19 protein-coding genes are annotated in these 25,008 nt (G+C 73.9%); 13 read left to right on the top strand and 6 right to left on the bottom strand.

Annotation, left to right across the window (positions count from 1 at the left end):
• Positions 1 to 73: 73 nt before the first annotated feature.
• A complete protein-coding gene (locus ABS735_RS06805; RefSeq protein ID WP_373901964.1) occupies positions 74 to 1,273 on the top strand; it encodes a bifunctional adenosylcobinamide kinase/adenosylcobinamide-phosphate guanylyltransferase in 1,200 nt (399 codons plus the stop codon).
• Here the strand turns inward: ABS735_RS06805 and ABS735_RS06800 are convergent.
• Positions 1,262 to 1,981 (bottom strand): class I SAM-dependent methyltransferase, encoded by a 720-nt coding sequence (locus ABS735_RS06800; RefSeq protein WP_373901963.1) that lies wholly within the window; start codon positions 1,979 to 1,981, stop codon positions 1,262 to 1,264. The genes ABS735_RS06805 and ABS735_RS06800 overlap by 12 nt on opposite strands.
• 159 nt (positions 1,982 to 2,140) lie before the next feature.
• On the opposite strand from ABS735_RS06800, the gene cobT reads away from it, so the two are divergent.
• A complete protein-coding gene (gene cobT / locus ABS735_RS06795; RefSeq protein ID WP_373901962.1) occupies positions 2,141 to 3,199 on the top strand; it encodes a nicotinate-nucleotide--dimethylbenzimidazole phosphoribosyltransferase in 1,059 nt (352 codons plus the stop codon).
• A gap of 482 nt (positions 3,200 to 3,681) precedes the next feature.
• On the opposite strand, the gene ABS735_RS06790 is transcribed toward cobT, so the two are convergent.
• Entirely contained in the window at positions 3,682 to 4,422 is a 741-nt protein-coding gene (locus ABS735_RS06790) for a hypothetical protein (RefSeq protein WP_373901934.1), read from the bottom strand.
• Positions 4,423 to 4,482: 60 nt separating this feature from the next.
• Here ABS735_RS06790 and ABS735_RS06785 point away from each other — a divergent pair, with 60 nt between their 5' ends.
• Positions 4,483 to 5,265, top strand: a complete 783-nt coding sequence (locus ABS735_RS06785; RefSeq protein WP_373901933.1) for an adenosylcobinamide-GDP ribazoletransferase — start codon at positions 4,483 to 4,485, stop codon at positions 5,263 to 5,265.
• Between the two features lie 39 nt (positions 5,266 to 5,304).
• Here the strand turns inward: ABS735_RS06785 and ABS735_RS06780 are convergent, their stop codons facing one another.
• Positions 5,305 to 6,099 carry an endo alpha-1,4 polygalactosaminidase gene (locus ABS735_RS06780; protein ID WP_373901932.1) on the bottom strand — a complete coding sequence of 265 codons (795 nt, stop codon included), beginning with the start codon at positions 6,097 to 6,099 and terminating at the stop codon, positions 5,305 to 5,307.
• Between the two features lie 251 nt (positions 6,100 to 6,350).
• On the opposite strand from ABS735_RS06780, the gene ABS735_RS06775 reads away from it, so the two are divergent.
• The 7 genes from ABS735_RS06775 (at position 6,351) to ABS735_RS06745 (ending at position 17,886) form a co-directional block, all read left to right on the top strand.
• Entirely contained in the window at positions 6,351 to 7,895 is a 1,545-nt protein-coding gene (locus ABS735_RS06775; protein ID WP_373901931.1) for a leucyl aminopeptidase, read from the top strand.
• A gap of 596 nt (positions 7,896 to 8,491) precedes the next feature.
• Positions 8,492 to 9,880 carry a dihydrolipoyl dehydrogenase gene (gene lpdA / locus ABS735_RS06770; RefSeq protein WP_361007345.1) on the top strand — a complete coding sequence of 463 codons (1,389 nt, stop codon included), beginning with the start codon at positions 8,492 to 8,494 and terminating at the stop codon, positions 9,878 to 9,880.
• Positions 9,881 to 9,944: 64 nt separating this feature from the next.
• Positions 9,945 to 11,723, top strand: coding sequence for a 2-oxoglutarate dehydrogenase, E2 component, dihydrolipoamide succinyltransferase (gene sucB / locus ABS735_RS06765; RefSeq protein ID WP_373901930.1), 1,779 nt, complete (start codon positions 9,945 to 9,947; stop codon positions 11,721 to 11,723).
• Positions 11,724 to 11,978: 255 nt separating this feature from the next.
• Positions 11,979 to 12,602 carry a GntR family transcriptional regulator gene (locus ABS735_RS06760; protein ID WP_373901929.1) on the top strand — a complete coding sequence of 208 codons (624 nt, stop codon included), beginning with the start codon at positions 11,979 to 11,981 and terminating at the stop codon, positions 12,600 to 12,602.
• 355 nt (positions 12,603 to 12,957) lie between these two features.
• Positions 12,958 to 15,660, top strand: a complete 2,703-nt coding sequence (gene aceE, locus ABS735_RS06755; RefSeq protein ID WP_373901928.1) for a pyruvate dehydrogenase (acetyl-transferring), homodimeric type — start codon at positions 12,958 to 12,960, stop codon at positions 15,658 to 15,660.
• A gap of 72 nt (positions 15,661 to 15,732) precedes the next feature.
• Positions 15,733 to 16,716, top strand: a complete 984-nt coding sequence (locus ABS735_RS06750; protein ID WP_373901927.1) for a helix-turn-helix transcriptional regulator — start codon at positions 15,733 to 15,735, stop codon at positions 16,714 to 16,716.
• Between the two features lie 648 nt (positions 16,717 to 17,364).
• Entirely contained in the window at positions 17,365 to 17,886 is a 522-nt protein-coding gene (locus ABS735_RS06745; protein ID WP_373901926.1) for a DUF4240 domain-containing protein, read from the top strand.
• 21 nt (positions 17,887 to 17,907) lie between these two features.
• Here ABS735_RS06745 and ABS735_RS06740 read toward each other — a convergent pair whose 3' ends face one another.
• On the bottom strand, positions 17,908 to 18,786 hold the full coding sequence (locus tag ABS735_RS06740; RefSeq protein ID WP_373901925.1) for a peptidoglycan recognition protein family protein: 879 nt from the start codon (positions 18,784 to 18,786) through the stop codon (positions 17,908 to 17,910).
• Between the two features lie 147 nt (positions 18,787 to 18,933).
• On the opposite strand from ABS735_RS06740, the gene ABS735_RS06735 reads away from it, so the two are divergent.
• Complete coding sequence (locus tag ABS735_RS06735) at positions 18,934 to 20,118, top strand: MarP family serine protease (protein ID WP_373901924.1); 1,185 nt, start codon at positions 18,934 to 18,936, stop codon at positions 20,116 to 20,118.
• Here ABS735_RS06735 and ABS735_RS06730 read toward each other — a convergent pair.
• On the bottom strand, positions 20,108 to 20,608 hold the full coding sequence (locus tag ABS735_RS06730) for a GNAT family N-acetyltransferase (protein ID WP_373901923.1): 501 nt from the start codon (positions 20,606 to 20,608) through the stop codon (positions 20,108 to 20,110). The two genes, ABS735_RS06735 and ABS735_RS06730, sit on opposite strands and share 11 nt — an antisense overlap.
• A gap of 72 nt (positions 20,609 to 20,680) precedes the next feature.
• Here ABS735_RS06730 and ABS735_RS06725 point away from each other — a divergent pair, with 72 nt between their 5' ends.
• Together ABS735_RS06725 and ABS735_RS06720 are read left to right on the top strand one after the other, a co-directional pair.
• Positions 20,681 to 21,613, top strand: coding sequence for a TIGR01777 family oxidoreductase (locus ABS735_RS06725; protein ID WP_373901922.1), 933 nt, complete (start codon positions 20,681 to 20,683; stop codon positions 21,611 to 21,613).
• Positions 21,614 to 21,829: 216 nt separating this feature from the next.
• On the top strand, positions 21,830 to 23,236 hold the full coding sequence (locus ABS735_RS06720; RefSeq protein WP_373901921.1) for an NAD(P)/FAD-dependent oxidoreductase: 1,407 nt from the start codon (positions 21,830 to 21,832) through the stop codon (positions 23,234 to 23,236).
• 107 nt (positions 23,237 to 23,343) lie between these two features.
• Here ABS735_RS06720 and ABS735_RS06715 read toward each other — a convergent pair whose 3' ends face one another.
• Complete coding sequence (locus ABS735_RS06715) at positions 23,344 to 24,807, bottom strand: NsdA family TPR-like regulatory protein (RefSeq protein WP_373901920.1); 1,464 nt, start codon at positions 24,805 to 24,807, stop codon at positions 23,344 to 23,346.
• Between the last annotated feature and the right edge of the window lie 201 nt (positions 24,808 to 25,008).

The raw sequence follows: 25,008 nt of genomic DNA, 5'->3' as shown, positions 1-25,008 counted from the left end.
AGAACGGCCCCGTCGCACGCCCCTCGGGGGACTCGGGCGCGCATGTCGCAGGGCGACCGGTGAAAATCGGTGCGTGGACGTGACTCTGCTCGGCACCGGTGCCCCCGCGGGACTGCCCCGCCCCGACTGTCCCTGCGCGGCCTGTGCCGCGGCACAGGGCGAGGACGCGCGCGCGGCGACCGCGCTGCTGGTGGACGGGGCGCTGCTGCTCGACCTGACGCCGGGCGCCGCGTTCGCCGCGGCCCGGGCCGGGCACTCCCTGGCCGGCGTACGGCAGGTGCTGCTCTCGCACCCGCACGACGGCCCCGCCGTGGAGGTGCCGGCCGGGCTGCCGCAGCCGGGCCGGGTGCCGGACGGGCGGGAGCTGGCACTGCTGACCGGGCACCGGGTGCGGGCGGTGGCGCTGGACGCGCCGGGCACCGGGTACGCGGTGACGGGACCGGACGGCGGAAGGCTCCTGTACGTGCCGCCCGGCGGCGCCCCGGCCGGTCTCGAGGCGCCCGCGGAGCCGTACGACCTGATCCTCGCGGACGTCGTGGGGCGGCCGGACGCGCTGGCGAAGCTGCGGGCGGTGGGCGCGGCGGGCCCGACGACGGACGTCGTCGCCGTCCACCTGGACCACGACGTGCCGCCGGGCCGGGAGCTGGCGCGGCGGCTCGCGGCGGCCGGCGCGCGGGCGGTACCGGACGGCACGACGCTGGCGGTGGGTTCGTACGAGGACGTACCCGACGTACCGCGGCGCGTCCTCGTCCTGGGCGGCGCCCGGTCGGGCAAGTCGGTGGAGGCGGAACGCCGGCTGGAGTCCTTCCCCGACGTGCTCTACGTCGCCACCGGCGGCTCCCGCAACGGCGACACCGAATGGGCGGCCCGGGTCTGCGCCCACCGGGAGCGCCGCCCCGGATCGTGGCGTACCACCGAGACCTGCGACCTCGTACCCCTCCTGAAGGACGAGGGCCCGCCCCTCCTCATCGACTGCCTGTCCCTGTGGCTGACGGACGCGATGGACGCGGTCGGGGCGTGGGACGACGCGGAGTGGGCCGACGGCGGCGAACGGGCGCTCAGGGACCGGGTGCGGGAGCTGACGGAGGCGGTCCGCGCCACCCGGCGCACGCTGGTGGCGGTGTCGAACGAGGTCGGCTCGGGCATCGTCCCGGCCACGGCGTCCGGCCGCCGCTACCGCGACGAACTCGGCCGGCTGAACGCGGCGTTCGCGGCCGAGTGCGAGCAGGTACTGCTGGTGGTGGCGGGCCAGGCGCTGGTGCTACGGGGCTGAGGCGTCCTTGCGCGCGATGACGCGGTGCCCTCGGCCGCCGGTGAGGACCGTGCAGCCCTGGGCCACGAGTTCGGCGCTCAGCCCGACGGGGTGCACGGGAAGCAGGCGGCGCGGGTCGGCCACGTCGACGAGGAGGTGCCCGCCGGGCCGCAGCACCCGCAGTGCGGCCCGCAGTTCGGCGCGGGGGTCCGGAACGCGCTCCAGATACTGGAAGAGGCTGACGACGTCGTACCGCTCCCGCAGCCGGACCGCGAGGTGATGATCCGTCAGCCGCCCGACGAACGCCTCCTCCACCCGCTCCACGGCGCGGGCCCGCAGCACGCGGTGGGTGGGGTCGAGGCCGTCGAACGAGGTGTACGGGAAGTGCGCACGGGCGGTCAGCGGGAAGTCGGCGTCCCCGGTCCCGACGTCCAGCCAGCTCTCGGGGTCGGGGCAGCGGCGGACCATCGCGCGGGCGGCCAGGCCGTGTCTCAGCCGGACACCCGCCCGGACCAGCGGGTGCTCGGGGCCGAGCGTGAGCGGCGGATTCCGGAAGACGTGCCGGCAGTCCGAACACCGCTCGATCGGGGACCGGTGGGGTGCGCCCTGCCGCGGTCCGTCACCGCGCGGCCGGGCACGCAGCCGCCGCGATCCGCACCAGGGGCAGTCCTGGCGGTACGGCCCGTACGGAGGGACGGGAGGCACCGAGGGGGCGGAGGGTCCGGACACGGGCGGCTCCCGACACGAGACGAGGGCGTACGCGGGGCGTACGACATTCCAGGCAAAACGTTACGTAGGTGATCGTGATCCGGGGTGCAACGACGCAGCCCGGGCGCGCTGCCCACGGGCCTTCCTTCGGGTTCGACCGGGGCCGGTACTGTTCGGCGAATGAGCTCGCTGAATCTCGACGACTTCACCGACCTGATCGAGCGCCCCGACGGCGGGGTACGCCGCGACGCGGAGGCGCGCCGGGAGCGTCAGGCCGTCCCGCCCGGATCGCTGGGCCGCCTGGACGACCTGGGCGAGTGGCTGTCGGCCGCGCAGTCCGCCGTACCGGTACGGCCCGTCGTACGGCCCCGGGTCGTGCTCTTCGCCGGTGACCACAAGGTCGCCGAGCTGGCCGTCTCGGCGCGGCCCGCGGGCGGCGCCGGTGAGCTGGTGCGCGAGGTGCTGGAGGAGAGCCGGCCGGTGTCGGTGCTCGCCAGGCGCCTGGACGTACCCGTGCGCGTCGTCGACATGGCCCTGGACTGCGACCCGGAGACGTTGCCGGCCGAGGTGGCGGGACACCGGGTGCGGCGCGGCGGCGGACGCATCGACATCGAGGACGCGCTGACCCTCGAGGAGGCGGAGGCGGCCTTCCGGGCCGGGATGGCGGTGGCCGACGAGGAGGCCGACTCGGGCACGGACCTGGTGGTGCTCGGCGACGTGAGCGTGGGCGGTACGACGGCGGCGGGCGTCCTGGTCGCGGCGCTGTGCGGGACGGACGCGTCGGTCGTCACCGGCCGGGGCGGGGTGCCGATCGACGACCTGACCTGGATGCGCAAGTGCGCGGCGATCCGCGACGCGTTGCGCCGCGCGCGGCCCGTCCTCGGCGACCAGCTGCAGCTCCTCGCGACGGTCGGCGGCGCGGATCTCACCGCCATGACGGGCTTCCTGCTGCAGAGCGCGGTGCGGAAGATGCCGGTGATCCTGGACGGCGTCGTGACGGCCGCGTGCGCGCTGGTCGGGCAGCGGGTCGCCTTCCGGGCGCCGGACTGGTGGCTGGCCGCGCACGACAGCGGGGAGCCGGGCCAGGCCAAGGCGCTGGACCGGATGGCCATGGAGCCGCTGCTGTCCCAGGGCGTGAAGGTGGGCGAGGGAGCGGGTGGACTGCTCGCACTGCCCCTGGTCCAGGCGGCGGCGTCGTTGGCGGCGGAGCTGCCGGAGGTCTCCGACGGGGGCGAGTGAACGCGGTTCGGGGGACCCGGTTTCTCGGGTGCCCGGCGTAGGTGTGGGCGCGGGGGTGGGGAGCGCGCCCCGGCGCTACGAGGTGCCGCTGCGCCCACCCTCCCCCACTCTCGGCTTCGCTCGAGCGGGGGACCCCCATCGCCCCAGCGGCACGACTGCCCGCAGCTGGGGCGGCATGCGACTGCCCGCAGCTACGGCGGGGAGCCGCGTACGGCGGGACGGGGCAGCGACGGTGGGCGGCCGGCAGTCGCGTACGGCGAGAAGGGGTCGTGTCGGGGGGTGTCCGCCCGCAGCGGTTGGCGCGTTCTGTGGCCGACCGATTCCGCGCCGTTCCGAGGACGGACACCCCCCGGCGCGGCCCCGACCCACCACCGAACCCAAGGCGCTACGCGCACCCCACCCCACCCGCACAGGCCGCCGCAGGCACCCCGCCCCACCGCCGGAGGCACCCGCACCACCGCCGGAGGCACCCGCAGGCGTCGTCACCGGGGGTCCGGGCGGCCGCCGATCCAGTCCTCGACGGCGCGGCGTGGGCCGGACCAGCGGCGGTCGTGGTGGTAGGCGCGCAGGCGGGCCCTCGCACGGGCGCGTGGGCGGCGGGCGTAGAAGCGGCGGGCCCACGGCGAGCCGGGCCGGGCCAGGCGGACCGCGCCGACCAGGGCGATCACGGGCACGATGACCCCGAAGATCGCCAGCCGTGCCTTGCCCTTGGCCAGGGCGAGGAGGGAGAACAGGAAGTTGCCCGCGACGGTCGCGATGACGTTCGCGCGGTCCTGCAACTCGTCCTGGGACACGCCGTCGACACCGAACGGCGTGAACCCGGCGAGGACCAGCCCGACCAGGGCCGCGGTGAGCACCACGACCTCCACGCTCTTGCGCCCCGCCTCGGTCCAGTAGACGTCGTCGAGGTGCAGGATCAGCGCGAACTCGTCCAGGACGAGCCCCGCCCCGATACCGAAGACCACCGCCGCGAACGCGGATCCGAACCCGTGCCGGCCCCCCGCGACCGCGCCGAAGCCGCCGATGACGGTGAGCACGACGCCCGGGACGACGTGGTGGATGTGCACTCCGCCCGCCTTGACGTTCCCGAAGGGCCCCTTGCCCGCCCTGATCAGGCGGGTGACGACCCGGGTGATCAGGAACGTCAGCACGAACGCCGTCAGCGCGAGGAGCAGCGGCAGCTTGCCCGGTTCCATGATGTTGCGCTGCCACCAATCTCCCATATGTGCACTTTATCCTCGGGACCCGTCAACGCCCCGCCGACCGCCGGGTAGTCTGCGCCGGTGCTCAGGACCCCCTGCCCCGACGGCCTCCGTTTCGCCTTCGGCACTCTCACCGTGCTCCCGGTCAAAGTGACCCGCTGGGACCGGGACGCCGCGCGCGGCGGCATGCTGTGGGCGCCGCTGGCCGGGCTGGCCGTGGGCGTCACCGCCGCGGGCGTCGGACTGGCACTGCTCGCCCTGGGCGCGGGGAGCCTGCTCGCCGCGGTCGCCACGGCCGCCGTACCCGCCGTACTCACCCGCGGACTCCACCTGGACGGGCTGGCCGACACCGCCGACGGTCTGGGCAGCGGCAAACCCGCCGAGGACGCCCTGCGGATCATGAAGCAGTCGGACATCGGGCCGTTCGGCGTGCTCACCCTGCTGTTCACGCTGCTCGCCCAGGTGGCCGCCCTCGCGCAGGCCTACGACGGCTCGTGGGCGCGGGGCGCGGTCGCCGCCGTGGTGTCGGCGACCGCCGCCCGGCTGGCGCTCACGACGGCGGCCCGGGCCGGGGTGCCCGCCGCCCGTCCGGAGGGGCTGGGCGCGGCGGTCGCCGGGGTGGTCCCGGCCGGCGGGGCGCTGGCCGCGGCGGCGGTCGTCACCGTGGCCGGCGCGGCGGCGGGCGCGTACCTGGGCCCGTACGACGCACTGCGCACGGCGCTCGCCGTGGTGTGCGCGGTCGCCGTCGCCGAACTGCTGCTGCGGCACTGCGTCCGCCGCTTCGGCGGCGTCACGGGCGACGTCTTCGGCGGGGTGGCGGAGACGGCGGCCACGACCGCGCTGGTCGTCCTGGTCCTGGGCTGAGATTCAGGCGCAGGCCACAGGAGTTCAAGGCTCAGGAGTTCAGCAGGCCTCGCGCCACACGCCCAGTTCGTACTTCTTCAGCATCGAACTGAGCCGCAGCTCACGGGAGTCGGCGCAGAAGCGTTCGGTCGGCAGCTCGTACTCGACGTGGAAGACCGCCTTGCCCGCGTCGATGAACGGCCGGTTGTCGGCGCACTCGCCGTACTGGGCGCACTGCTCGTTGACGGCGAAGTCGAAGTCGTCCACCAGTTCCGGGATCTGGTCCAGGTCGTTCTTCAGGCCGACGGCCATCCCGCGGTCGTGGGCGAGCTTCGCGATCAGCCGGTTGTAGCGGAGCTGGTCGTCGCCGGTGAGCGGGAAGCCGGTCTCGTTCTCGTAGCCGTCCATGTTGTCCGGCTCGACGGCGTCGAAGCCCTTCTCGCGGCACATGTCGAGGCGCTCGGCCATCAGCGGCTCCAGGACGTCCGTCGCGCGGATGTCCAGCCACCGCTCGCCCTCCCAGCCGTTGCCCTTGCCCAGCACCGCCGCCGGGAACGCGTCGGCGTCGGGCCGGAAGTCCTCCCAGGCGCCGGTGGAGACGTAGCAGACGACCTTGCGTCCGTCCTCGTGCAGGCCCGCCACCGTGGCCTTGCCGTGGTCGAAGCCGTCGATGTCGTAGACCGGTACGTCGACGGACGTGTCGAGCTTGCCGCTGAGCTGCCACTGCCAGGCGGTGCCCGGCGTCGGCCGCCAGTGGCCGGCGGCCTCGCCGTCGTCGCCGTCGTCGCCCGGGGCCGACGTGCAGCCCGCGAGCAGCAGCAGGAGGAGGGCTGTCGACAGGACCGGGCGTCTCACGAGGGGTGCTCCAGAGTGCGGTTGGGGTGGGCGGCGTACCCCCGGAATGATCTCCCGTCCGCGGCGCCGCGAGGAAACCGCGGCCCCGTGGGAGGGAGCGCGGCCGGGGGCGAGCGTAGTCTCGTGCCGAGTGTTCGCCTGCCCAGGCGAGGACCGCATCGCAGGAGGGATCTAGGGTCGGATGTCGGGCCCGGTCGACCCACCCGCATTCGGCCACACCAGACTTCATACGGAAGCGAGATTTCACCACCGTGACTGCTCTCACTCTCTCCACCGCCGCGGCGCCCGGCCTCCGGGCCGACGCGATCGTGATCGGCGTCGCCAAGGGCGCGGACGGCCCGTCCGTCGCACCGGGCGCCGAGGCCGTGGACAAGGCGTACGACGGCCGGCTCGCCGGCGTCCTGGAGACCCTCGGTGCCTCCGGCTCCGAGGGCGAGGTGACGAAGCTGCCCGCGCCGTCCGGCTTCAAGGCGCCCGTCGTGGTGGCGGTGGGCCTCGGTGCCGAGCCCGAGAAGGACGCCGGTTTCGACCCCGAGTCGCTGCGCAGGGCCGCCGGCGCGGCCGCCCGCGCCCTGGCCGGCGCGAAGAAGGCCGCCTTCGCCCTGCCGCTCGCCGAGGCCGCCGACGCCGGCTTCGTCGCCGAGGGCGTGCTGCTCGGCGCGTACTCCTTCGACGCGTACAAGGAGTCCGCGAAGGACGCCAAGGACGCCAAGGCCAAGGGCAACGGCAACGGCAAGGCCCCGCTGGCGGAGGCGGCGCTGCTCGGCGGCAAGCCCCGCGACAAGGCGTACAAGGCGGCCCTCGAGCGTGCCGCGGCCGTCGCCGAGGAGCTGAACCGCGCCCGCGACCTGGTCAACACCCCGCCGAACGACCTCAACCCGGAGGCGTTCGCGGCGGTGGCGCAGGCCGCCGCCAAGGAGCACGGCATCAAGGTGCAGGTGCTCGACGAGAAGGCGCTCACCAAGGGCGGCTACGGCGGCATCCTCGGCGTCGGCGCCGGTTCGGCCTCGGGTCCGCGGCTGGTGAAGCTGTCGTACACCTCGCCCAAGGCGACGAAGTCCCTCGCCTTCGTCGGCAAGGGCATCACCTACGACTCGGGCGGCATCTCGCTGAAGCCGGCCGGGCACAACGAGACGATGAAGTGCGACATGGCCGGCGCCGCCGCCGTGTTCGCCGCGGTGGTCGCCGCCGCGCGGCTCGGCCTGGAGGTCAACGTGACCGGCTGGCTGGCGCTGGCCGAGAACATGCCGTCGGGCTCCGCGACGCGCCCGGGTGACGTGCTGCGCATGTACAGCGGCAAGACGGTGGAGGTGCTCAACACCGACGCCGAGGGCCGGCTCGTGCTCGCCGACGCGCTGTGGGCGGCCTCGCAGGACAAGCCCGACGCGATCATCGACGTGGCGACCCTGACCGGCGCGATGATGCTGGCGCTGGGCAGCCGGACGTACGGGATCATGGCGAACGACGACGCGTTCCGCTCCGCGGTGCACGAGGCGGCGGAGGAGGCCGGCGAGCCGGCGTGGCCGATGCCGCTGCCGGAGCACCTGCGCAAGGGCATGGACTCGCCGACCGCGGACATCGCGAACATGGGCGAGCGGATGGGCGGCGGTCTGGTGGCCGGCCTGTTCCTGCGCGAGTTCGTGGGCGAGGGCATCACCTGGGCGCACCTGGACATCGCGGGTCCGGCCTTCAACGAGGGCGGTCCGTTCGGGTACACGCCGAAGGGCGGCACGGGCACGGCGGTGCGGACGCTGGTGCGGGTTGCCGAGCTGGCGGCTGCGGGTGAGCTGGGCTAACGGCGCCCAATGAGTCGGGGGTGCGGGTGGTTGTGCGGCTGCGGGCCCGTCGTGGCTCGTCGCGCAGTTCCCCGCGCCCCTGAGGGGGATGCCCTTCCCTCGGCCGAAGAAGCACGCCGGCCCGGTCGCGCCCACGCGGCAGAGCCGCAGATCGGACACAGCCCCGCGCCCCTGAGGGGGGATGCCCTTCCCTCGGCCGAAGAAGCACCCCGGCCCGGTCGCGCCCACGCGGCAGAGCCGCAGATCGGACACAGCCCCGCGCCCCTGAGGGGGGATGCCCTTCCCTCGGCCGAAGAAGCACCCCGGCCCGGTCGCGCCCACGCGGCGGAGCCGCAGATCGGACACAGCCCCGCGGCCCCTGGGTTGGACGCCCTTCCCTCGGCCGAAGGAAAACCCTCGGTCCAAGGAGGAGCCCGCTCATGTGAACGTGGGGCGTCTCACACCCCGGCCCCACGTCTCGTTCGCCTCTCACAAGTGCGAAGATGGAGCCCGGCAGGACAGGGCCCACCCAAGGGCCGAGAACAATGAGCGGCCGGACACCAGCCGCCGACCGGTCACTGGAGACCGGCGTGGCGCACATGCATGGAGGACGTGACGTGGCGAACGACGCCAGCACCGTTTTCGACCTAGTGATCCTCGGCGGTGGCAGCGGTGGTTACGCCGCGGCCCTGCGCGGGGCACAGCTGGGCCTGGACGTCGCCCTGATCGAGAAGAACAAGCTTGGCGGCACCTGCCTGCACAACGGCTGCATTCCCACCAAGGCCCTGCTTCACGCGGGCGAGGTCGCCGACCAGTCCCGCGAGAGCGAGCAGTTCGGCGTCAAGACGTCCTTCGAGGGCGTCGACATGGCGGGCGTGCACAAGTACAAGGACGAGGTGATCGCCGGCCTGTACAAGGGCCTGCAGGGTCTGGTCGCCTCCCGCAAGATCACCTACATCGAGGGTGAGGGCCGGCTGTCCTCCCCCACCTCGGTCGATGTCAACGGTCAGCGCGTCGAGGGCCGCCACGTCCTGCTCGCGACCGGCTCCGTGCCGAAGACGCTGCCGGGCCTGGAGATCGACGGCAACCGGATCATCTCCTCGGACCACGCCCTCACGCTCGACCGCGTGCCGAAGTCCGCGATCGTTCTGGGCGGCGGCGTCATCGGCGTCGAGTTCGCGTCCGCGTGGAAGTCCTTCGGTTCCGAGGTCACGGTCATCGAGGGCCTCAAGCACCTGGTCCCGGTCGAGGACGAGAACAGCTCCAAGCTCCTGGAGCGCGCCTTCCGCAAGCGGGGCATCAAGTTCAACCTGGGCACCTTCTTCCAGAAGGCCGAGTACACCCAGGACGGCGTCAAGGTCACCCTCGCCGACGGCAAGGAGTTCGAGGCCGAGGTCCTGCTCGTCGCCATCGGCCGCGGCCCGGTCTCGCAGGGCCTGGGCTACGAGGAGAACGGGGTCGCGACGGACCGCGGCTTCGTCCTCGTCGACGAGTACATGCGGACCAACGTCCCGACCATCTCCGCCGTCGGTGACCTCGTTCCCACCCTCCAGCTCGCACACGTCGGCTTCGCCGAGGGCATCCTGGTGGCGGAGCGGCTCGCCGGCCTGAAGACCGTGCCGGTCGACTACGACGGCGTGCCGCGGGTGACGTACTGCCACCCGGAGGTCGCCTCCGTCGGCCTGACCGAGGCCAAGGCCAAGGAGGTCTACGGCGCGGACAAGGTCGTCTCGATCAAGTTCCCCCTGGGCGGCAACGGCAAGAGCCGCATCCTGAAGACCGCGGGCGAGATCAAGCTCGTGCAGGTCAAGGACGGGGCCGTGGTCGGCGTCCACATGGTCGGCGACCGTATGGGCGAGCAGGTCGGCGAGGCGCAGCTGATCTACAACTGGGAGGCGCTGCCGGCCGAGGTGGCCCAGCTCATCCACGCCCACCCGACGCAGAACGAGGCGCTCGGCGAGGCCCACCTGGCGCTGGCCGGCAAGCCGCTCCACATGCACGACTGACCGCTTCGGTCTTCGGGCGCGACGAACACAGACTTCCGCAAATTCGTAAGGAGCAACCGAAACCATGGCGGTTTCCGTAACCCTTCCGGCGCTCGGCGAGAGCGTCACCGAGGGCACCGTCACCCGTTGGCTGAAGGCCGAGGGTGAGCGCGTCGAGGCCGACGAGCCGTTGCTCGAGGTCTCGACCGACAAGGTCGACACCGAGATCCCGGCCCCCGCCTCCGGCGTGCTGTCCTCCATCAAGGTCGCCGAGGACGAGACCGTCGAGGTCGGTGCCGAGCTGGCGCTGATCGACGACGGCAGTGGCGCCCCGGCCGCCGCCGAGGCCCCGCAGGCCGAGCAGGTCGCCGAGCCGGCCCCCGAGCCCGCCCCGGCCGCCCCCTCCACCGAGCAGGCCGCCCCGGCGCCCGCTCCCACGGCCGACGCCTCGACCGGCGGCGGCTCCGCCGAGGGCACGGACGTCGTCCTGCCCGCGCTCGGCGAGTCCGTCACCGAGGGCACCGTCACCCGCTGGCTGAAGTCGGTCGGTGACAGCGTCGAGGAGGACGAGCCGCTGCTGGAGGTGTCGACGGACAAGGTCGACACCGAGATCCCGGCGCCCGCTTCCGGCACCCTGCTGGAGATCGTGGTCGGCGAGGACGAGACCGCCGAGGTCGGCGCCAAGCTCGCCGTCATCGGTGCGGCGGGTGCCGCTCCGGCCGCCGCCCCGGCCCAGGAGGCCCCTGCCGCCCCGGCCCAGCCCGAGCCCACCCCGGCTCCGGCCGCCCCGGCCCCGGCTCCCGCGCAGGCCGCTCCGGCTCCGGCTGCCCCGGCTCCGGCCCCGCAGGCGCCGCCGGCTCCCGCCCCGCAGCCCGCCGCCCCGGCACCGGCCCCGGCCGCCGCTCCGGCTGCCCCGGCCGCCGCCCAGCCGGTGGACGACGGCGCCTACGTCACCCCGCTGGTGCGCAAGCTCGCCGCCGAGAACGGCGTCGACCTGTCCACCGTCAAGGGCACCGGCGTCGGTGGCCGCATCCGCAAGCAGGACGTCGTCGCCGCCGCCGAGGCCGCGAAGGCCGCCCCGGCTCCGGCCGCAGCCCCGGCCGCGCCCGCCGCGAAGAAGGCCCCCGTCCTGGAGGCCTCCCCGCTGCGTGGCCAGACCGTCAAGATGCCGCGCATCCGCAAGGTCATCGGCGACAACATGGTCAAGGCGCTGCACGAGCAGGCCCAGCTGTCGTCGGTCGTCGAGGTCGACGTCACCCGTCTGATGAAGCTGCGCGCCCGTGCCAAGGACGCGTTCGCGGCGCGTGAGGGCGTCAAGCTCTCGCCGATGCCGTTCTTCGTCAAGGCCGCGGCCCAGGCGCTGAAGGCCCACGCGCCGGTCAACGCCAAGATCAACGAGGCCGAGGGGACCATCACCTACTTCGACACCGAGAACATCGGTATCGCGGTGGACTCCGAGAAGGGCCTGATGACCCCGGTCATCAAGAACGCCGGTGACCTGAACCTGGCCGGCATCGCCAAGGCGACCGCCGACCTGGCCGGCAAGGTGCGGGCCAGCAAGATCAGCCCGGACGAGCTGGCCGGGGCGACCTTCACCATCTCCAACACCGGTTCGCGCGGCGCGCTGTTCGACACGATCATCGTGCCGCCGGGCCAGGTCGCCATCCTCGGCATCGGTGCCACGGTCAAGCGTCCGGCCGTCATCGAGACGGAGGACGGCCCGGTCATCGGCGTCCGCGACATGACGTACCTGACCCTGTCCTACGACCACCGTCTGGTGGACGGCGCCGACGCCGCCCGCTACCTGACGGCGGTCAAGGCGATCCTGGAGGCGGGCGAGTTCGAGGTCGAGCTCGGCCTGTAGTTCCCCCCGCCAGCGGGCCTGTACGGTGCCCCCGCCCGGAACTTCCCGGGCGGGGGCACCGCCGTGTTCGGAGCCGGGGCATCGCCGCGTCCGGAGCCGGGGCATCACCGTGTTCCGGCCGGGGCACGCTGTGTAAGTCTCGTCTCACCTGCGTAAAAGCGCCCCCATGCGCCCTTCCCGCCCGCCGTGACGGCCGTATTGTCTAAACGTCAGCCGCCCCAGGGGTCCGAAGGGGACCCTCCCGAAGGAGCTCCCATGACCGCGCCCGTCGTCCACTCGCTGCGCGAACAGATCCGCGAGCACATCCTGGAAGGGATCATCAGCGGACGCTGGCAGCCGGGCGAGCGGATCGTGGAGCGCCGGATCGCCACCGAGCTGGAGGTCAGCCAGACGCCGGTGCGGGAGGCGCTGCGGGAGCTGGAGTCACTGCGGCTGATCGAGTCGGCGCCGAACAAGGGCGTACGGGTGCGGAACCTGACCGCCGCCGACCTGGAGGAGAGCTACCCGGTCCGGGCCGGCCTGGAGGCGATCGCGGCCGAGCTGGCGGCGGAGCGGCTCGCCGAGGACTGCTCGGCCCTGGAACCGCACGTCGCCGCGCTGTACGAGGCCGACCGGGTCTCCGACGGCACGGGCCAGGTGCGGCACACGGTGGGCTTCCACCGGGAGTTGGTGCGGGCGGCGGGCAACTCGGTGCTGCTGCACACGTGGGAGGGGCTGGGGATCGAGGTGTTCACGGCACTGTCGATACGGTGGCTGGGGACGGTGCAGCAGTCGTACGCGGAGGAGCACGAGGAGCTGGTGGCCGCGTTCCGACGCCGGGACCCCCGGATCCCGGAGATCGTCAAGTCCCACGTCCTGGGCTGCGCCCCCCGGGCCTAGTCTCTTTCGCCCCCGCCGCCCCTTCCCGTTCCCGTTCCCGTCCCCGTCCCTGGGGGCTACGCCCCCAGACCCCCTTTTCGCAGTTCCCCGCGCCCCTGAACCACCCGAGCCGCACCGCGCTCACCTGCACAAACCCCCAATTTCAAGGTCACCCCGTGCCACCGCCGGAGGCACCCCGTGCCGACTTTCTCGTGATCAAGAGGTTTTGCCCCTCAACCCTTTGATCGATCATCGATCAGGGAGTTACAGTCACGCTTGGACTCCCACCGGAGCCCAGCCCTGTCCTGCCAAAGACCTAGGGCACCCCGAACCCTTGCCGATGAGGGAACCCCCTTCGACTGAGGAAGGCGGCGACATGACCGACCCCAAAGCCATCCAGCCGAGCGAGCTCGACCAGCTCCCGGACCGCGACCCCGAGGAGACCGCCGAGTGGCAGGCCTCCCTGGACGCCGTCACCCAGGCGGCCGGGCCGCACCGTGCCGCGTACCTGATGCGCCGCACGCTGGAGCGCGCCGAGGGCGCGGGCCTGGCGCTGCCCAAGCTGCTGGAGACCGACTACGTCAACTCCATCCCGACCGCCGACGAGCCCACCGTGGACGGCGACGAGGCGATGGAGCAGCGGATCACCGCCTGGAACCGCTGGAACGCGGCGGCGATGGTGACCCGCGGCAGCAAGTACGGCGTCGGCGGCCACATCGCCACCTTCGCCTCCGCGGCCTGGCTCTACGAGACCGGCTTCAATCACTTCTTCAAGGGCAAGGAGGGTGACGGCTCCGGCGACCAGCTCTACGTCCAGGGCCACGCCTCCCCCGGCATCTACGCCCGCGCCTTCCTCGACGGCCGCCTGTCCGAGGAGCAGCTGGACAACTTCCGCCGCGAGGCCGGCGGCAACGGACTGCCGTCCTACCCGCACCCGCGCCGCCTGCCCTGGCTGTGGGAGTTCCCCACCGTCTCCATGGGCCTCGGCCCGATCTCCGCGATCTACCAGGCGCGGTTCAACCGCTACCTGACCAGCCGCGGCATCAAGGACCTGACGAACTCCCACGTGTGGGCGTTCCTCGGTGACGGCGAGATGGACGAGCCGGAGTCCACGACCGCGCTCACCCTCGCCTCCCGCGAGGGCCTGGACAACCTGACCTTCGTCATCAACTGCAACCTGCAGCGCCTCGACGGTCCGGTCCGCGCCAACTTCAAGATCGTGCAGGAGCTGGAGGCCCAGTTCCGCGGCGCCGGCTGGAACGTCATCAAGTCGCTGTGGGGCACGGCGTGGGACGAGCTGTTCCAGCTCGACACCACCGGCGCGCTCGTACGCCGGCTGCGCGAGGTACCGGACGCGCAGGTGCAGACGTACCAGACGCGCGACGCCGCCTACATCCGCGAGGACTTCTTCGGCAAGGACCCGCAGCTCGCCGAGATGGCGAAGCTGCTGTCCGACGACAAGATCCTCGAGTGCTTCCACTTCTCGCGCGGTGGTCACGAGGCCCGCAAGGTCTACGCCGCGTACAAGGCGGCGCTCGCCCACAAGGGCGCGCCGACCGTGATCCTGGCCCAGACGGTCAAGGGCCACACCCTCGGCACCGGCTTCGCGTCCAAGAACGCCAACCACCAGATGAAGAAGCTCTCGGTGGACGAGTTCAAGGACATGCGCGACCTGCTCGGCCTGCCGATCAAGGACAGCGACTTCGTCGACGGCGTGGTCCCCTACGGCCACCCGGGCGCCGACTCCCCGGAGGTGCGCTACCTCCAGGAGCGCCGCGCCGCCCTCGGCGGTCCGGCCCCGGCCCGCCGGGTGCACCCGCTGGCGCCGCTGCCCGCGCCCGCCGACAAGGCGTTCGCGTCCTTCGACAAGGGCTCCGGCTCGCAGAACGTGGCCACCACCATGGCCTTCGTCCGCCTGGTCAAGGACCTGGTCCGCGACAAGGAGACCGGCAAGCGCTGGGTGCCGATCGTCCCCGACGAGGCGCGCACCTTCGGCATGGAGAGCCTCTTCCCGTCCCTGGGCATCTACTCCCCCAAGGGCCAGACGTACGAGCCGGTCGACCGCGACCAGCTGATGTACTACAAGGAAGCCAAGAACGGCCAGATCCTCAACGAGGGCATCACCGAGGCCGGCTCGATGGCCGACTTCATCGCCGCGTCCACCGCGTACGCGACGCACGGCGAGGCGATGATCCCGTTCTACATCTTCTACTCGATGTTCGGCTGGCAGCGCACGGCCGACCAGATGTGGCAGCTCGGCGACCAGCTCGGCCGCGGCTTCCTGGTCGGCGCGACGGCCGGCCGCACCACGCTGACCGGTGAGGGCCTCCAGCACGCGGACGGCCACTCCCCCGCCATCGCGGCGACCAACCCGGCCGCGCTGTCGTACGACCCGGCGTTCGCGTACGAGATCGCCACGATCGTCAAGGACGGTCTGCGCCGCATGTACGGCGAGGCGGCCCCGGGCGAGGACCCGAACGTCTTCTACTACCTGACGGTCTACAACGAGCCGATGCCGCAGCCGGCCAAGCCGTCCGCGCCCGGCGTCGACGAGGGCATCGTCAAGGGCCTGTACCGCTTCAACACGGCGGAGACGGCGGGCCTGACCCCGGCCGCCAACGCCCCGCGCATCCAGCTGCTGGGCTCCGGCACGGCGATCCACTGGACGCTCAAGGCGCAGCAGCTGCTCGCCGAGGAGTGGGGCGTGGCCGCCGACGTGTGGTCCGCGACCTCCTGGACGGAGCTGCGCCGGGACGCGATGGACGCCGACGCGGCGCTGCTGCGCGGCGAGGAGCGGGTGCCGTACGTCCGCCGGGCGCTCCAGGGCGCCGAGGGCCCGGTCCTCGCGGTCTCCGACTACATGCGCCAGGTCCCGGACCAGATCGCGCAGTGGGTGGAGCAGGACTGGTCCTCGCTGGGCGCCGACGGCTTCGGTCTGTCGGACACCCGTGACGCGGCCCGCCGCCACTTCGGCGTCGACGCCGAGTCCATCGTGGTCGCGGCCCTGGCCCAGCTCGCCCGGCGCGGCGAGGTCAAGGCGACGGCCGTGAAGGAGGCGCGCGAGCGCTACGGCCTGTAGAGGCCCCCGAGTCACGAACGGAAGGCCCCCGCCACGGCGGGGGCCTTCCGCGTCCTCCTGCATCATGTGGGGATGCGTGCTGCCCGCCTCATCAAGATGGTGCTGCTCCTCCAGTCCCGCCCGGCCATGACCGCCGCCGAGCTGGCCCGGGAGCTGGAGGTGTCGGAGCGCACCGTGACGCGGGACGCGCAGGCGCTCTCGGAGGCGGGCGTACCGGTGTACGCGGAGCGGGGACGGACCGGCGGCTACCGGCTGATCGGCGGCTACCGCACCCGGCTGACCGGGCTGGCCCGGGGCGAGGCGGAGGCGCTGTTCCTGTCCGGGGTCCCCGGAGCGCTGCGCGAGATGGGCCTGGAGGACGCGGCCTCGGCGGCCCGCCTGAAGGTGTCGGCGGCCCTGCTCCCGTCCCTGCGGGACGCCTCCCGTACGGCGGCCCAGCGGTTCCACCTGGACGCGCCGAACTGGTTCCGCGAGCCCGAGACGCCCGAGCTGCTGCCGACGATCGCGGACGCGGTCTGGGACGACCGGCGCGTCGCCGCGCGTTACCGGCGCGGGGAGGAGGAGGTCGTACGGGAGCTGGAGCCGTACGGACTCGTACTGAAGGCCGGTGTCTGGTACCTGTGCGCGAGGGTCGCGCGGACGACGGGCGACGGGCCCTTCCGCGTGTACCGCATCGACCGGTTCACGGCGGTGGACGCGGGCGAGGAACGTTTCACCCGGGACGAGGACTTCGACCTGCCCGCGTTCTGGACGGAGCGGGCCGAGCAGTTCGCGCGGTCGATCCTGCGGGCCGAGGTCGTGGTGCGGCTGTCGGCCCAGGGCGTACGGGCGCTGCCGCACGCCGTCGACGCGCTGTCCGCCCGGGAGGCGCTGAAGGCCGCCGAGGCGCCGGACGCGGACGGCTGGGTGACGGTGACGCTGCCGGTGGAGTCGGAGGAGGTCGCGCACGAGCAGCTCAGGGGGCTCGGGCCGGAGGTGGAGGTGCTGTCGCCGGCGGCACTGCGGGAGCGCTTCGCGCGGGATGCGCGGCGGTTGGCGGCGTTGTACGGGGGCTGAGCGCGGGGTGCCGCGGGGCGGCGTGGTCCGGTTGCCCGGGGTGGGCGTGGGTCGCGCGGCCCGGCGCTACGGGGTGCCTCCCCCACTCTCGGCTTCGCTCGAGCGGGAGGTGCCCCCACCGCCCACCCGTGCCGCCCCAGCGGCACGACTGCCCGCAGCGACGGCGGGGAGCCGCGTACGGCAGGACGGGGCAGCGACGGGTAGGCGACCGGCAGTCGCGTACGGCGAGAAGGGGACGTGTCGGGGGGTGTCCGCCCGCAGCGGTTGGCGCGTCCGCGCCGGTGAGATCTGTGGCCGACCGATTCCGCGCCGTTCCGAGGACGGACACCAGATCGGNTCGGGGGGTGTCCGCCCGCAGCGGTTGGCGCGTCCGCGCCGGTGAGATCTGTGGCCGACCGATTCCGCGCCGTTCCGAGGACGGACACCCCCCGACGCGGCCCCGACCCACCCACAACGCACCGCGCTACGCGCACCCCCACCCCACCCGCACAAGCCGCCGCAGGCACCCCGCACCCCCACCACCGCCGGAGGCACCCGCACAGGCCGCCGCAGGCACCGCACCGCCCCCACCGCCGGAGGCACCCGCACATAACGATCCGCCGCACTCCACGTGCGCCACCCCCGCCCAGGGCCGATGCTGGAGCCGTGATGGACGAGACGGAGTTCTGGGAGCTGATCGACGCCGCCCGGCAGCGCGCCGACGGCGATCCCGAGGACCAGGCCGACCTGCTCGTGGAGCGGCTGCTCGGCATGGACCCGGACCTGGTGCTCGACTTCGCCCGCCACTTCGAGGCCCGGTACAACCGCGCCTGCACCTGGGACCTGTGGGGTGCCGCGTGGGTGCTGCTCGGCGGGGCGAGCGACGACGCCTTCGACTTCTTCCGGTGCTGGCTGATCGGCCAGGGGCGCGAGGTGTACGAGGGCGCGGTGCACGAGCCCGACTCGCTCGCCGAGCTGCTGGACGACTTCGACGAGGAGCTGGACGGCGACGGCGAGGAGCTGGGCTACGCGGCCGACGAGGCCTACGAGCAGCTCACCGGCACCGTCGCCCCGGACCTGGGCATCGCGCCCGCGCCCGCCGAACCGCTGGGCACGCCGATCGACCTGGAGGACGACCGGGCCCTCGCCGAGCGCCTGCCCCGCCTGTGGGCGAGGTTCGGGCCGGACTGAGGCGCGCCGCCCGCCCGGCGGTCAGGCGCGGCCCTGGAGGCGGGCCGCCGTGTCCCTGATGTCGGCGAGGCGGGCGGTGAGGGCGGCGCCCGGGCAGCTGGTCGCGTAGCCGTCGTCGTGGCCCGCGACGGCGGGCAGGGTGGCGGTGGCGCCCGCGGCGTAGCGGCTGAGGCCGTTGCTGGAGACCAGGGCGACCTTCGCGCGCGGGTCGGTGCCGCTCTCGCCGAGTTTCCAGGCGGCCACGGCGGCGATCGCGTCGGTCAGTTCGTCGGGCACGGGCACCCCGGCGGTGTAGGTGCCGAGGGCGGCGATTCCGGTGGTGCGGTGGTTGAAGCCCTGGGTGTGGGCGCCGGTGACGGGACGGTCGATGCCGCCGGCGCGGCCCTCGTAGATGGTGCCGCAGCGGTCGACGACGAAGTTGTAGCCGATGTCGTCCCAGTCCCGGGCGCCGGTCTGGCCCTGGTACACCCCGCGCAGGATGGCCGGTACATCGGCACAGTCGTAGCCGTTCGGCGTGTCCGTGTGGTGGACGAAGACGGCGATGACCTTGTCGTCGTAGCGGGGAGCGGGCTGGGCGCGGGCGGCGTCGCCCAGCCAGGCCGACCGGGGCACGATGTCGGGCCGGGGCGCGGCGTACCGGTCGGTGGCGGCCGCCGGAGCGGCCTCGGCGTCGGCCGCCCGTTCCACGCCGTTCGCGCACAGGAAGAGCGCGGCGACGGCGGCCAGCCCGGGCAGGGCGCCGAGCAGCGCCCGTGCCGCGGCCGGCGTACGGGCGGCGCCGGGTATGCGGGAGGCACGGCGCTCCCGGGCCCGGCGCGGTCCTCGGAAGACTGGCATGGTCCTACTGTCCGGCGGATCCGCTCTGTCCGCGATGTGTGGTGTGCCACCCGGTGGAACCATCGTCCCGGTGCACGGCGTTTCACGGTTGACCGCACACGTTCGCTCGCATGGATGGCCGCTTTTCGGACAGTCGTGCGTCTCAGGCTGATCATCGGCCCGGTACGGCACGTACTGAGGGTCCCGGGATCCGGCAGAAAGGCGGTTCGCGTGGACCTGCTCGACATCGTGCTGGCGCTGGTGGTGCTGGTCTACGCGGCGTCCGGATACCGGCGCGGGCTGGTGGCCGGCTGTGTGTCGCTGGCCGGCTTCGTGGGCGGTGCGGTGCTCGGGGTGTGGCTCCTGCCGTGGACGATGGACCTGGTGGCGCGTGGCTCGACCGGGGCGACGGTGGTCGCGGTGGTCACGGTGCTGCTGCCGGCGATGGTGGGCCACGAACTGGCGGGGCGTCTCGCGCTGCGGCTGCGCCGGGAACTGGACGCCGGTCCGCTCCGGGTGGCCGACGGGGTGGGCGGTGCGGTGGCGAACTCGGCGGCGGCGCTGATCGTGGCGTGGGTGGCGGCGAGCGTCCTGGCGGCCTCCTCGTCCTCGCTGCTCACCTCGGCCATCCGGGACTCGACCGTGCTGGGCGCGGTGCAGCGGGTGATGCCGGACACCACCCCCACGTGGTTCTCCCGGGCGACGTCCGCGCTGGCCGACGCCGGGTTCCCCCAGGTCTTCAACCCGTTCGAGAACGAGTCGGCCGCCGAGGTCGCCGAACCCTCGGGCGACAGCGTCACGCCCGCGGCCACCCTGGCGGCCAAGCTCAGCACGGTGAAGGTGGAGGGCGTCGCCGGCGCCCAGGGCCGGGAGGGCAGCGGCTTCGTGTACGCGCCGCAGCGCGTGATGACCAACGCCCACGTGGTGGCCGGCATCGACGACCCGAGCGTCCGGGTCGGCGGCGTGGGCCCGGCGTACGAGGCGCGGGTGGTGCTGTTCGACCCGGACAAGGACGTGGCCGTGCTGTACGTCCCCGGCCTGCGGGCGCCGGTGCTGCGGTTCGACGAGGACGCCTCGCGCGGCGACGCGGCGGTGGTCGCGGGCTATCCGCAGGACGGCGCCCTGGATCTGCGGGCGGCGACGGTGGCGAACCGGATCCGCGCCACCGGCCAGAACATCTACAACGACGAGAACGTGACCCGGGAGATCTACTCGATCCGTTCCACGGTCCGCCCCGGCAACTCGGGCGGACCGCTGCTGACCACCGACGGCCGGGTGTACGGCGTGGTGTTCGCCCGTTCCACCTCCGACGCGGAGACCGGCTACGTGCTGACGGCGGCCGAGGTGGCCCCGGATGCACGCAGCGCGGCGGACGCCACGCGGGCGGTGGACACGGGCGAGCCGGTCACGTCGTGAGCGCGGTCAGCATCTGTCCCATCAGCACGTCGTCGACGTACTGGCCGTCGAGGTGGAACTCCTCGGGCTGTACGCCCTCGACGACGAAGCCCTCCGACTCGTAGAGCCCCCGGGCGGCCGTGTTGTGGCCGAGGACCCGCAGGGTGATGCGGCGGAAGCCCTCTTGCCGGGCCTCCTTGACGGCGGCCCGGACCAGGGCCCGCCCCACGCCGTGGCCGCGGGCCGCGCCGGCGACGGCGAGGCCGCGGATCTGGCGGACGTGGGTGTTGGAGGCCAGCGGGGTGGGGAAGCCGAGGCGGACGTAGCCGACGACGGCGCCGTCGAGTTCGGCGACCAGGTGGGCGTCGGGCCCGCAGGTGTCACGGAAGAAGGGGTCGTCCGGTCCCGGCGGGGGCGAGACGGCGTGCAGGTGGGACCAGGTCTCGAGGTCGATCCGGCGCAGCGGTTCCTCGTCCTCGGGCCTGGCGCGGCGTATGTGCGGGGCTGGCATGACGGTCACTGTACGGCGCGGTGACGGCGACCGTTCCGTGGTTTTCTCCGGGCCACCCGGCAGGATGGCCCCATGAACGACGGACGCGTGGACGACGGACGCTCGGGCAGGGGACGTTCCCGCATCGCGGTGGCCGGCGCGTCCGGTCTCATCGGCGGTGCACTGGCGCGGTCCCTGACCGCGGACGGCCACGAGGTGGTGCGCCTGGTGCGGCACGCGCCCGGGGGTGCGGACGAAATCCGCTGGGACCCCGAGAACGGGCGGGTGGACGCGGCCGGACTCGAAGGCTGCGACGCCGTGGTCAATCTGGCCGGGGCCGGGGTGGGAGACCGCCGCTGGACCGACGCGTACAAGACGCGCATCCGCAGCAGCCGGGTGCACGGCACGACGGCGCTCGCGGAGGCCGTCGCCTCGATGGAGCGGCCGCCGCGCGTCTTCGTGAACGGCAGCGCGGTGGGCTTCTACGGGGAGACCGGCGACCGGCCCGTGGACGAGAGCGCGCCCGCCGGGGAGGGCTTCCTGCCGGGCCTGTGCGTGGAGTGGGAGGCCGCGGCGGCCCCGGCCCGGGAGGCGGGCGTGCGGACGGTGTTCACGCGGACCGGGCTGGTCGTCGCGCGCGGGGGCGGCGCCTGGGGTCGGCTCTTCCCCCTCTTCCGGGCGGGACTCGGCGGGCGGCTGGGTGACGGGTCGCAGTACTGGTCCTTCGTGGCGCTGCACGACGAGGTGGCGGCGATCCGGCACCTCCTGGACCGGGACGACCTGTCCGGCCCGTTCAACCTGACCGCCCCGCAGCCGGTGACGAACCGTGAGGTCACGGTGGCCATGGGCCGGGTGCTGCACCGCCCGGCGCCGTTCGCGGTGCCCGCGCCGGTGCTGCGGGCGGCGCTCGGCGAGATGGCGGGCGACGTCCTCGGCAGTGCCCGGGTCCTGCCCTCCCGCCTCCTGGAGTCGGGCTTCCGCTTCGCGTTCCCGGAGATCGACGGAGCGATCCGGGCGGCGCTGTAGGCGTACCCCGTGGCGTTCGCCGACCGCGCGCCGACCACCTGGCGACCGGATGACGACTGTTTCGCGCGCGTATGCGACCGGCGTGCGACCGTGTACCGCCTCCGTGCGACTCCCCGTGACCGTTCCGGACCCTAACCTCGTGTCGAACTCGGGTATTCCTCAAGCCTGTTGGGGGCATGACGTCTCCAGCGGCCGCGCAACCTCGAGGAGGGGCACGTGCTTGAGCCCGCGTACCAGGCGGACGTCGTCGTCGTGGGGGCCGGGATCGCCGGACTCGCCGCGGCGGAACGGCTGACCAGCGCAGGAGTGACGACCACGGTCCTGGAGGCCGCCCATACGGTGGGCGGCCGGATGGCCACCGAGAAGGTCGACGGTTTCCGGCTCGACAGAATCGGACAGTTGCTGTCCACGGCGTATCCCGAACTGCGTCGCACCCCCGGGCTCGACGGCCTCGCGCTGCTGCCCTTCGCCCCCGGGGTCCTGCTGCACAGCGAGGGCCGTCACCACCGCGCGGGCGCCCCGGCGGGCGTACGGAGCGCGCGGGGCGCACTCCATGCGGTGCGCGCCCTCGCGAGCGCCCCCCGCTCGATGCCCTCACCCCGGCGCACGGTCAACGCGCCCGGCGCGTCCGGCAGGCCGGCCGCCGCGCCCCGCACCCGTGCCGGCGCCCCGCTCGGCACCGCCGTCGACCAGGCCCGGCTCGGCGCCGCGCTGGCCCGGCTCGCGCACACCCCGGCCGAACGGCTGCTGGCCCGCCCGGAGCTGCCCGCCGCCCGGGCGCTGGCCGCCCGCGGGCTGCCGGCCCGCACGATCGACGGCTTCCTGCGCCCGCTGCTCGCCGCCCTGCTGTACGACCCGGACCTCACGACGTCCAGCCGGTGCGCGGACCTCGCGCTGCGCGCCTTCGCCGGCGGGCGGCTGGCGCTGCCGGAGGGCGGCGCGGAGGCCCTGCCGGAGCACATGGCGCGGTCGCTGCCGCCGGGCACCGTGCACACCGGGGTGCGCGTCACCGCGGTCGCGACCAACGCCGTGACCACCGCGGAGCACGGCGTCATCCACTGCCGGGCCGTCCTCGTGGCGACCGACGCCCGCGCGGCGGCCGAGCTGCTGCCGGGCCTGAGGGTGCCGGACTTCCACCCGGTGACGGTGGTCCACCACACGACCGACGAACCGCCGACGACGACCGGCGCGTCCCTGCTGCTCGACGCCGACCGCGGCGGCCCGGTCGCCCACACGGCGCAGATCAGCCGGGTGGACCCGTCCCGCGCGCCCGCCGGACGCACCCTCGTCTCGTCGACGGTCCTCGGCCCTCCCCCGCCCGACCTCGACACCGCCGTACGCATGCACCTGTCCCGCCTCTACGGCACCCCGACCACCCGCTGGGAGACCCTCGCCGTGCACCACACGCCCGAGGCGGTGCCCGCGATGCGCCCGCCGCACGACCCGCGCAGGCCGGTGCGGCTGCTGGCCGGCCTGTACGTGTGCGGCGACCACCGCGACACCAGCACCGTCCAGGGCGCGCTGCACTCGGGCCACCGGGCCTCGGCGGCGATCCTGTCCGACCTGGGAGCGGGCCGCCCGATGCACTCGGCGGAGGCGGTGGGGTCGGCGCGGGCGGCTTAGCCACCCCTCCGGGGGCGCGCCGCACCCAGGCACGATGCCGAGGCCGGCGGCGACAGCCCCGGCGGTGACCCGGGATCGTCGCCGCCGGGACGGCCCGCGCCCGTCGTCTACCCCAGGGCGGCCACCTTGTCCCGGTACCCCCGGACCGGGGCCGCGTCCCGGTACGGCTCCAGGCGGCGCTCGAAGTCGCGGACGTACTCCGCGGCGCGCACCGAGCGCATCTCGGCCGCCTGCCCTGCCGCCTCGGCGGCCAGCTGGCAGGCCTGGTCGAGTTCGCCGAGGCCGAGCCGGGCGGTGGCGAGGACGACCCGGCAGAACAGCCGGCTGCGGGCGTAGACGGGGGCGCGCAGTTGCAGCGAGCGCTCCGCGTGCTGGGCGGCGGCCCGGAACTGCTGCAGGTCGCGGTGGCAGTGCCCGAACTCGTCGGCGAGCTGCGCCTCGTCGAAGAAGCGCGCCCAGTGCGGCACCTCGTCGCCGGGCCGGGCGGCCTCCAGCGCCCGCTCGGCCCGCACCAGGGCCGCGGTGCAGGCCCGCACCTCGCCGAGGACGGCGTGCGCCCGCGCCTCGGCGGCGTGCAGCAGCGTCTGCACGACCGGCGGCGCGGAGGTCCCCACGCCCTGCTGCGCCACCCGCGCGAGCTGCACGGCCTCCCGCCCGTGCCCCAGGTAGACGGCCTGCCGGCTCATGGTGACCAGCACGTACGAGCCGTACGCCCGGTCCGCCGCCGCCTGCGACAGCCGCAGCGCCTGCACGAAGTAGCGCTGGGCGAGGCCGTGCGCGGCGATGTCGTACGACGTCCAGCCGGCGAGCCGGGTCAGGTCGGCGGCGGCGGCGAAGAGGCGCCGGCCGGTCTGCTCGCCGTAGGTGCCGCGCAGCATCGGCTCCAGCTCGTGCTCCAGGTAACGCACGAGGGCCTGGCGGGCGTGTCCGCCGCCGTACCGGTCGTCGAGGCTGCGGAACAGCTCGCCGACCGAGCGCAGCGCGGCGAGGTCGCCGCCGCTGACCTTCTGACCCGGGCCGCGTTCGGCCGGGGCCCGGCGCCGGGACGGATCGAGCGGGACGGCGAGCCTGGGGGTCGCGGGCCGGCCCTGCGCGGGGATGCGGACGGGCACCTCGACGCGGGCCACCTTCTCGTCGGCGCGGCCGATCAGCCAGTCCCGGCTGGGCACGACGAGCCCGGCCGGGGTGAAGGCGATCTTCCGCAGCTCGGCGTGGCTGCCGGAGTCCTTGCGCCACAGCCCGCCGACGATGTCGACCGCCTCTTCCGGGCTCCCGGCGAACTCGAGGCCCGCGTAGACGGGCGCGCAGGCGTCCAGGCCGAGGTCCTGGGCGGTCAGGCGGCGGCCCAGGCGCCGGGTGAAGACCTCGGCGATCAGGGCCGGGGTCGTGCCGCGGGGCTGCTGGCCGCGCAGCCACCGGGTGACGGACGTCTTGTCATATCTCAGGTCCAGGCCGTGTTCGAGTCCGAGCTGGTCGACGCGACGCGCGAGACCCGCGTTCGAGAACCCCGCTTCGGCGATGAGCGCGGCGAGCTGGCGGTTGGGGGTGCGCTGCGCGGGTCGTTCCGTCATGGTGCGGTGCGGTCTCCTGCCTTCCGGGCGTTCGAAGTGCCCGGAGCGCTTGTGAGCAGCCCTTATGGCCTCGTGAAGGCGTGAATGTAGCGGAGAGTAAGCACCCGATCGCACAATTCGCCCGGCATTCATCCGATCGTGTGAGGATTGCCCGCCCGGCTGACGACGCGCGGGCGGTCGTACAGTGGCGTGGGCACGCTT

It is taken from the genome of Streptomyces sp. MMCC 100 (genome assembly GCF_041538145.2).
In the GTDB taxonomy this organism is placed as follows: Bacteria; Actinomycetota; Actinomycetes; order Streptomycetales; family Streptomycetaceae; genus Streptomyces.
This window is presented reverse-complemented; position numbering and strand designations above follow the sequence as displayed.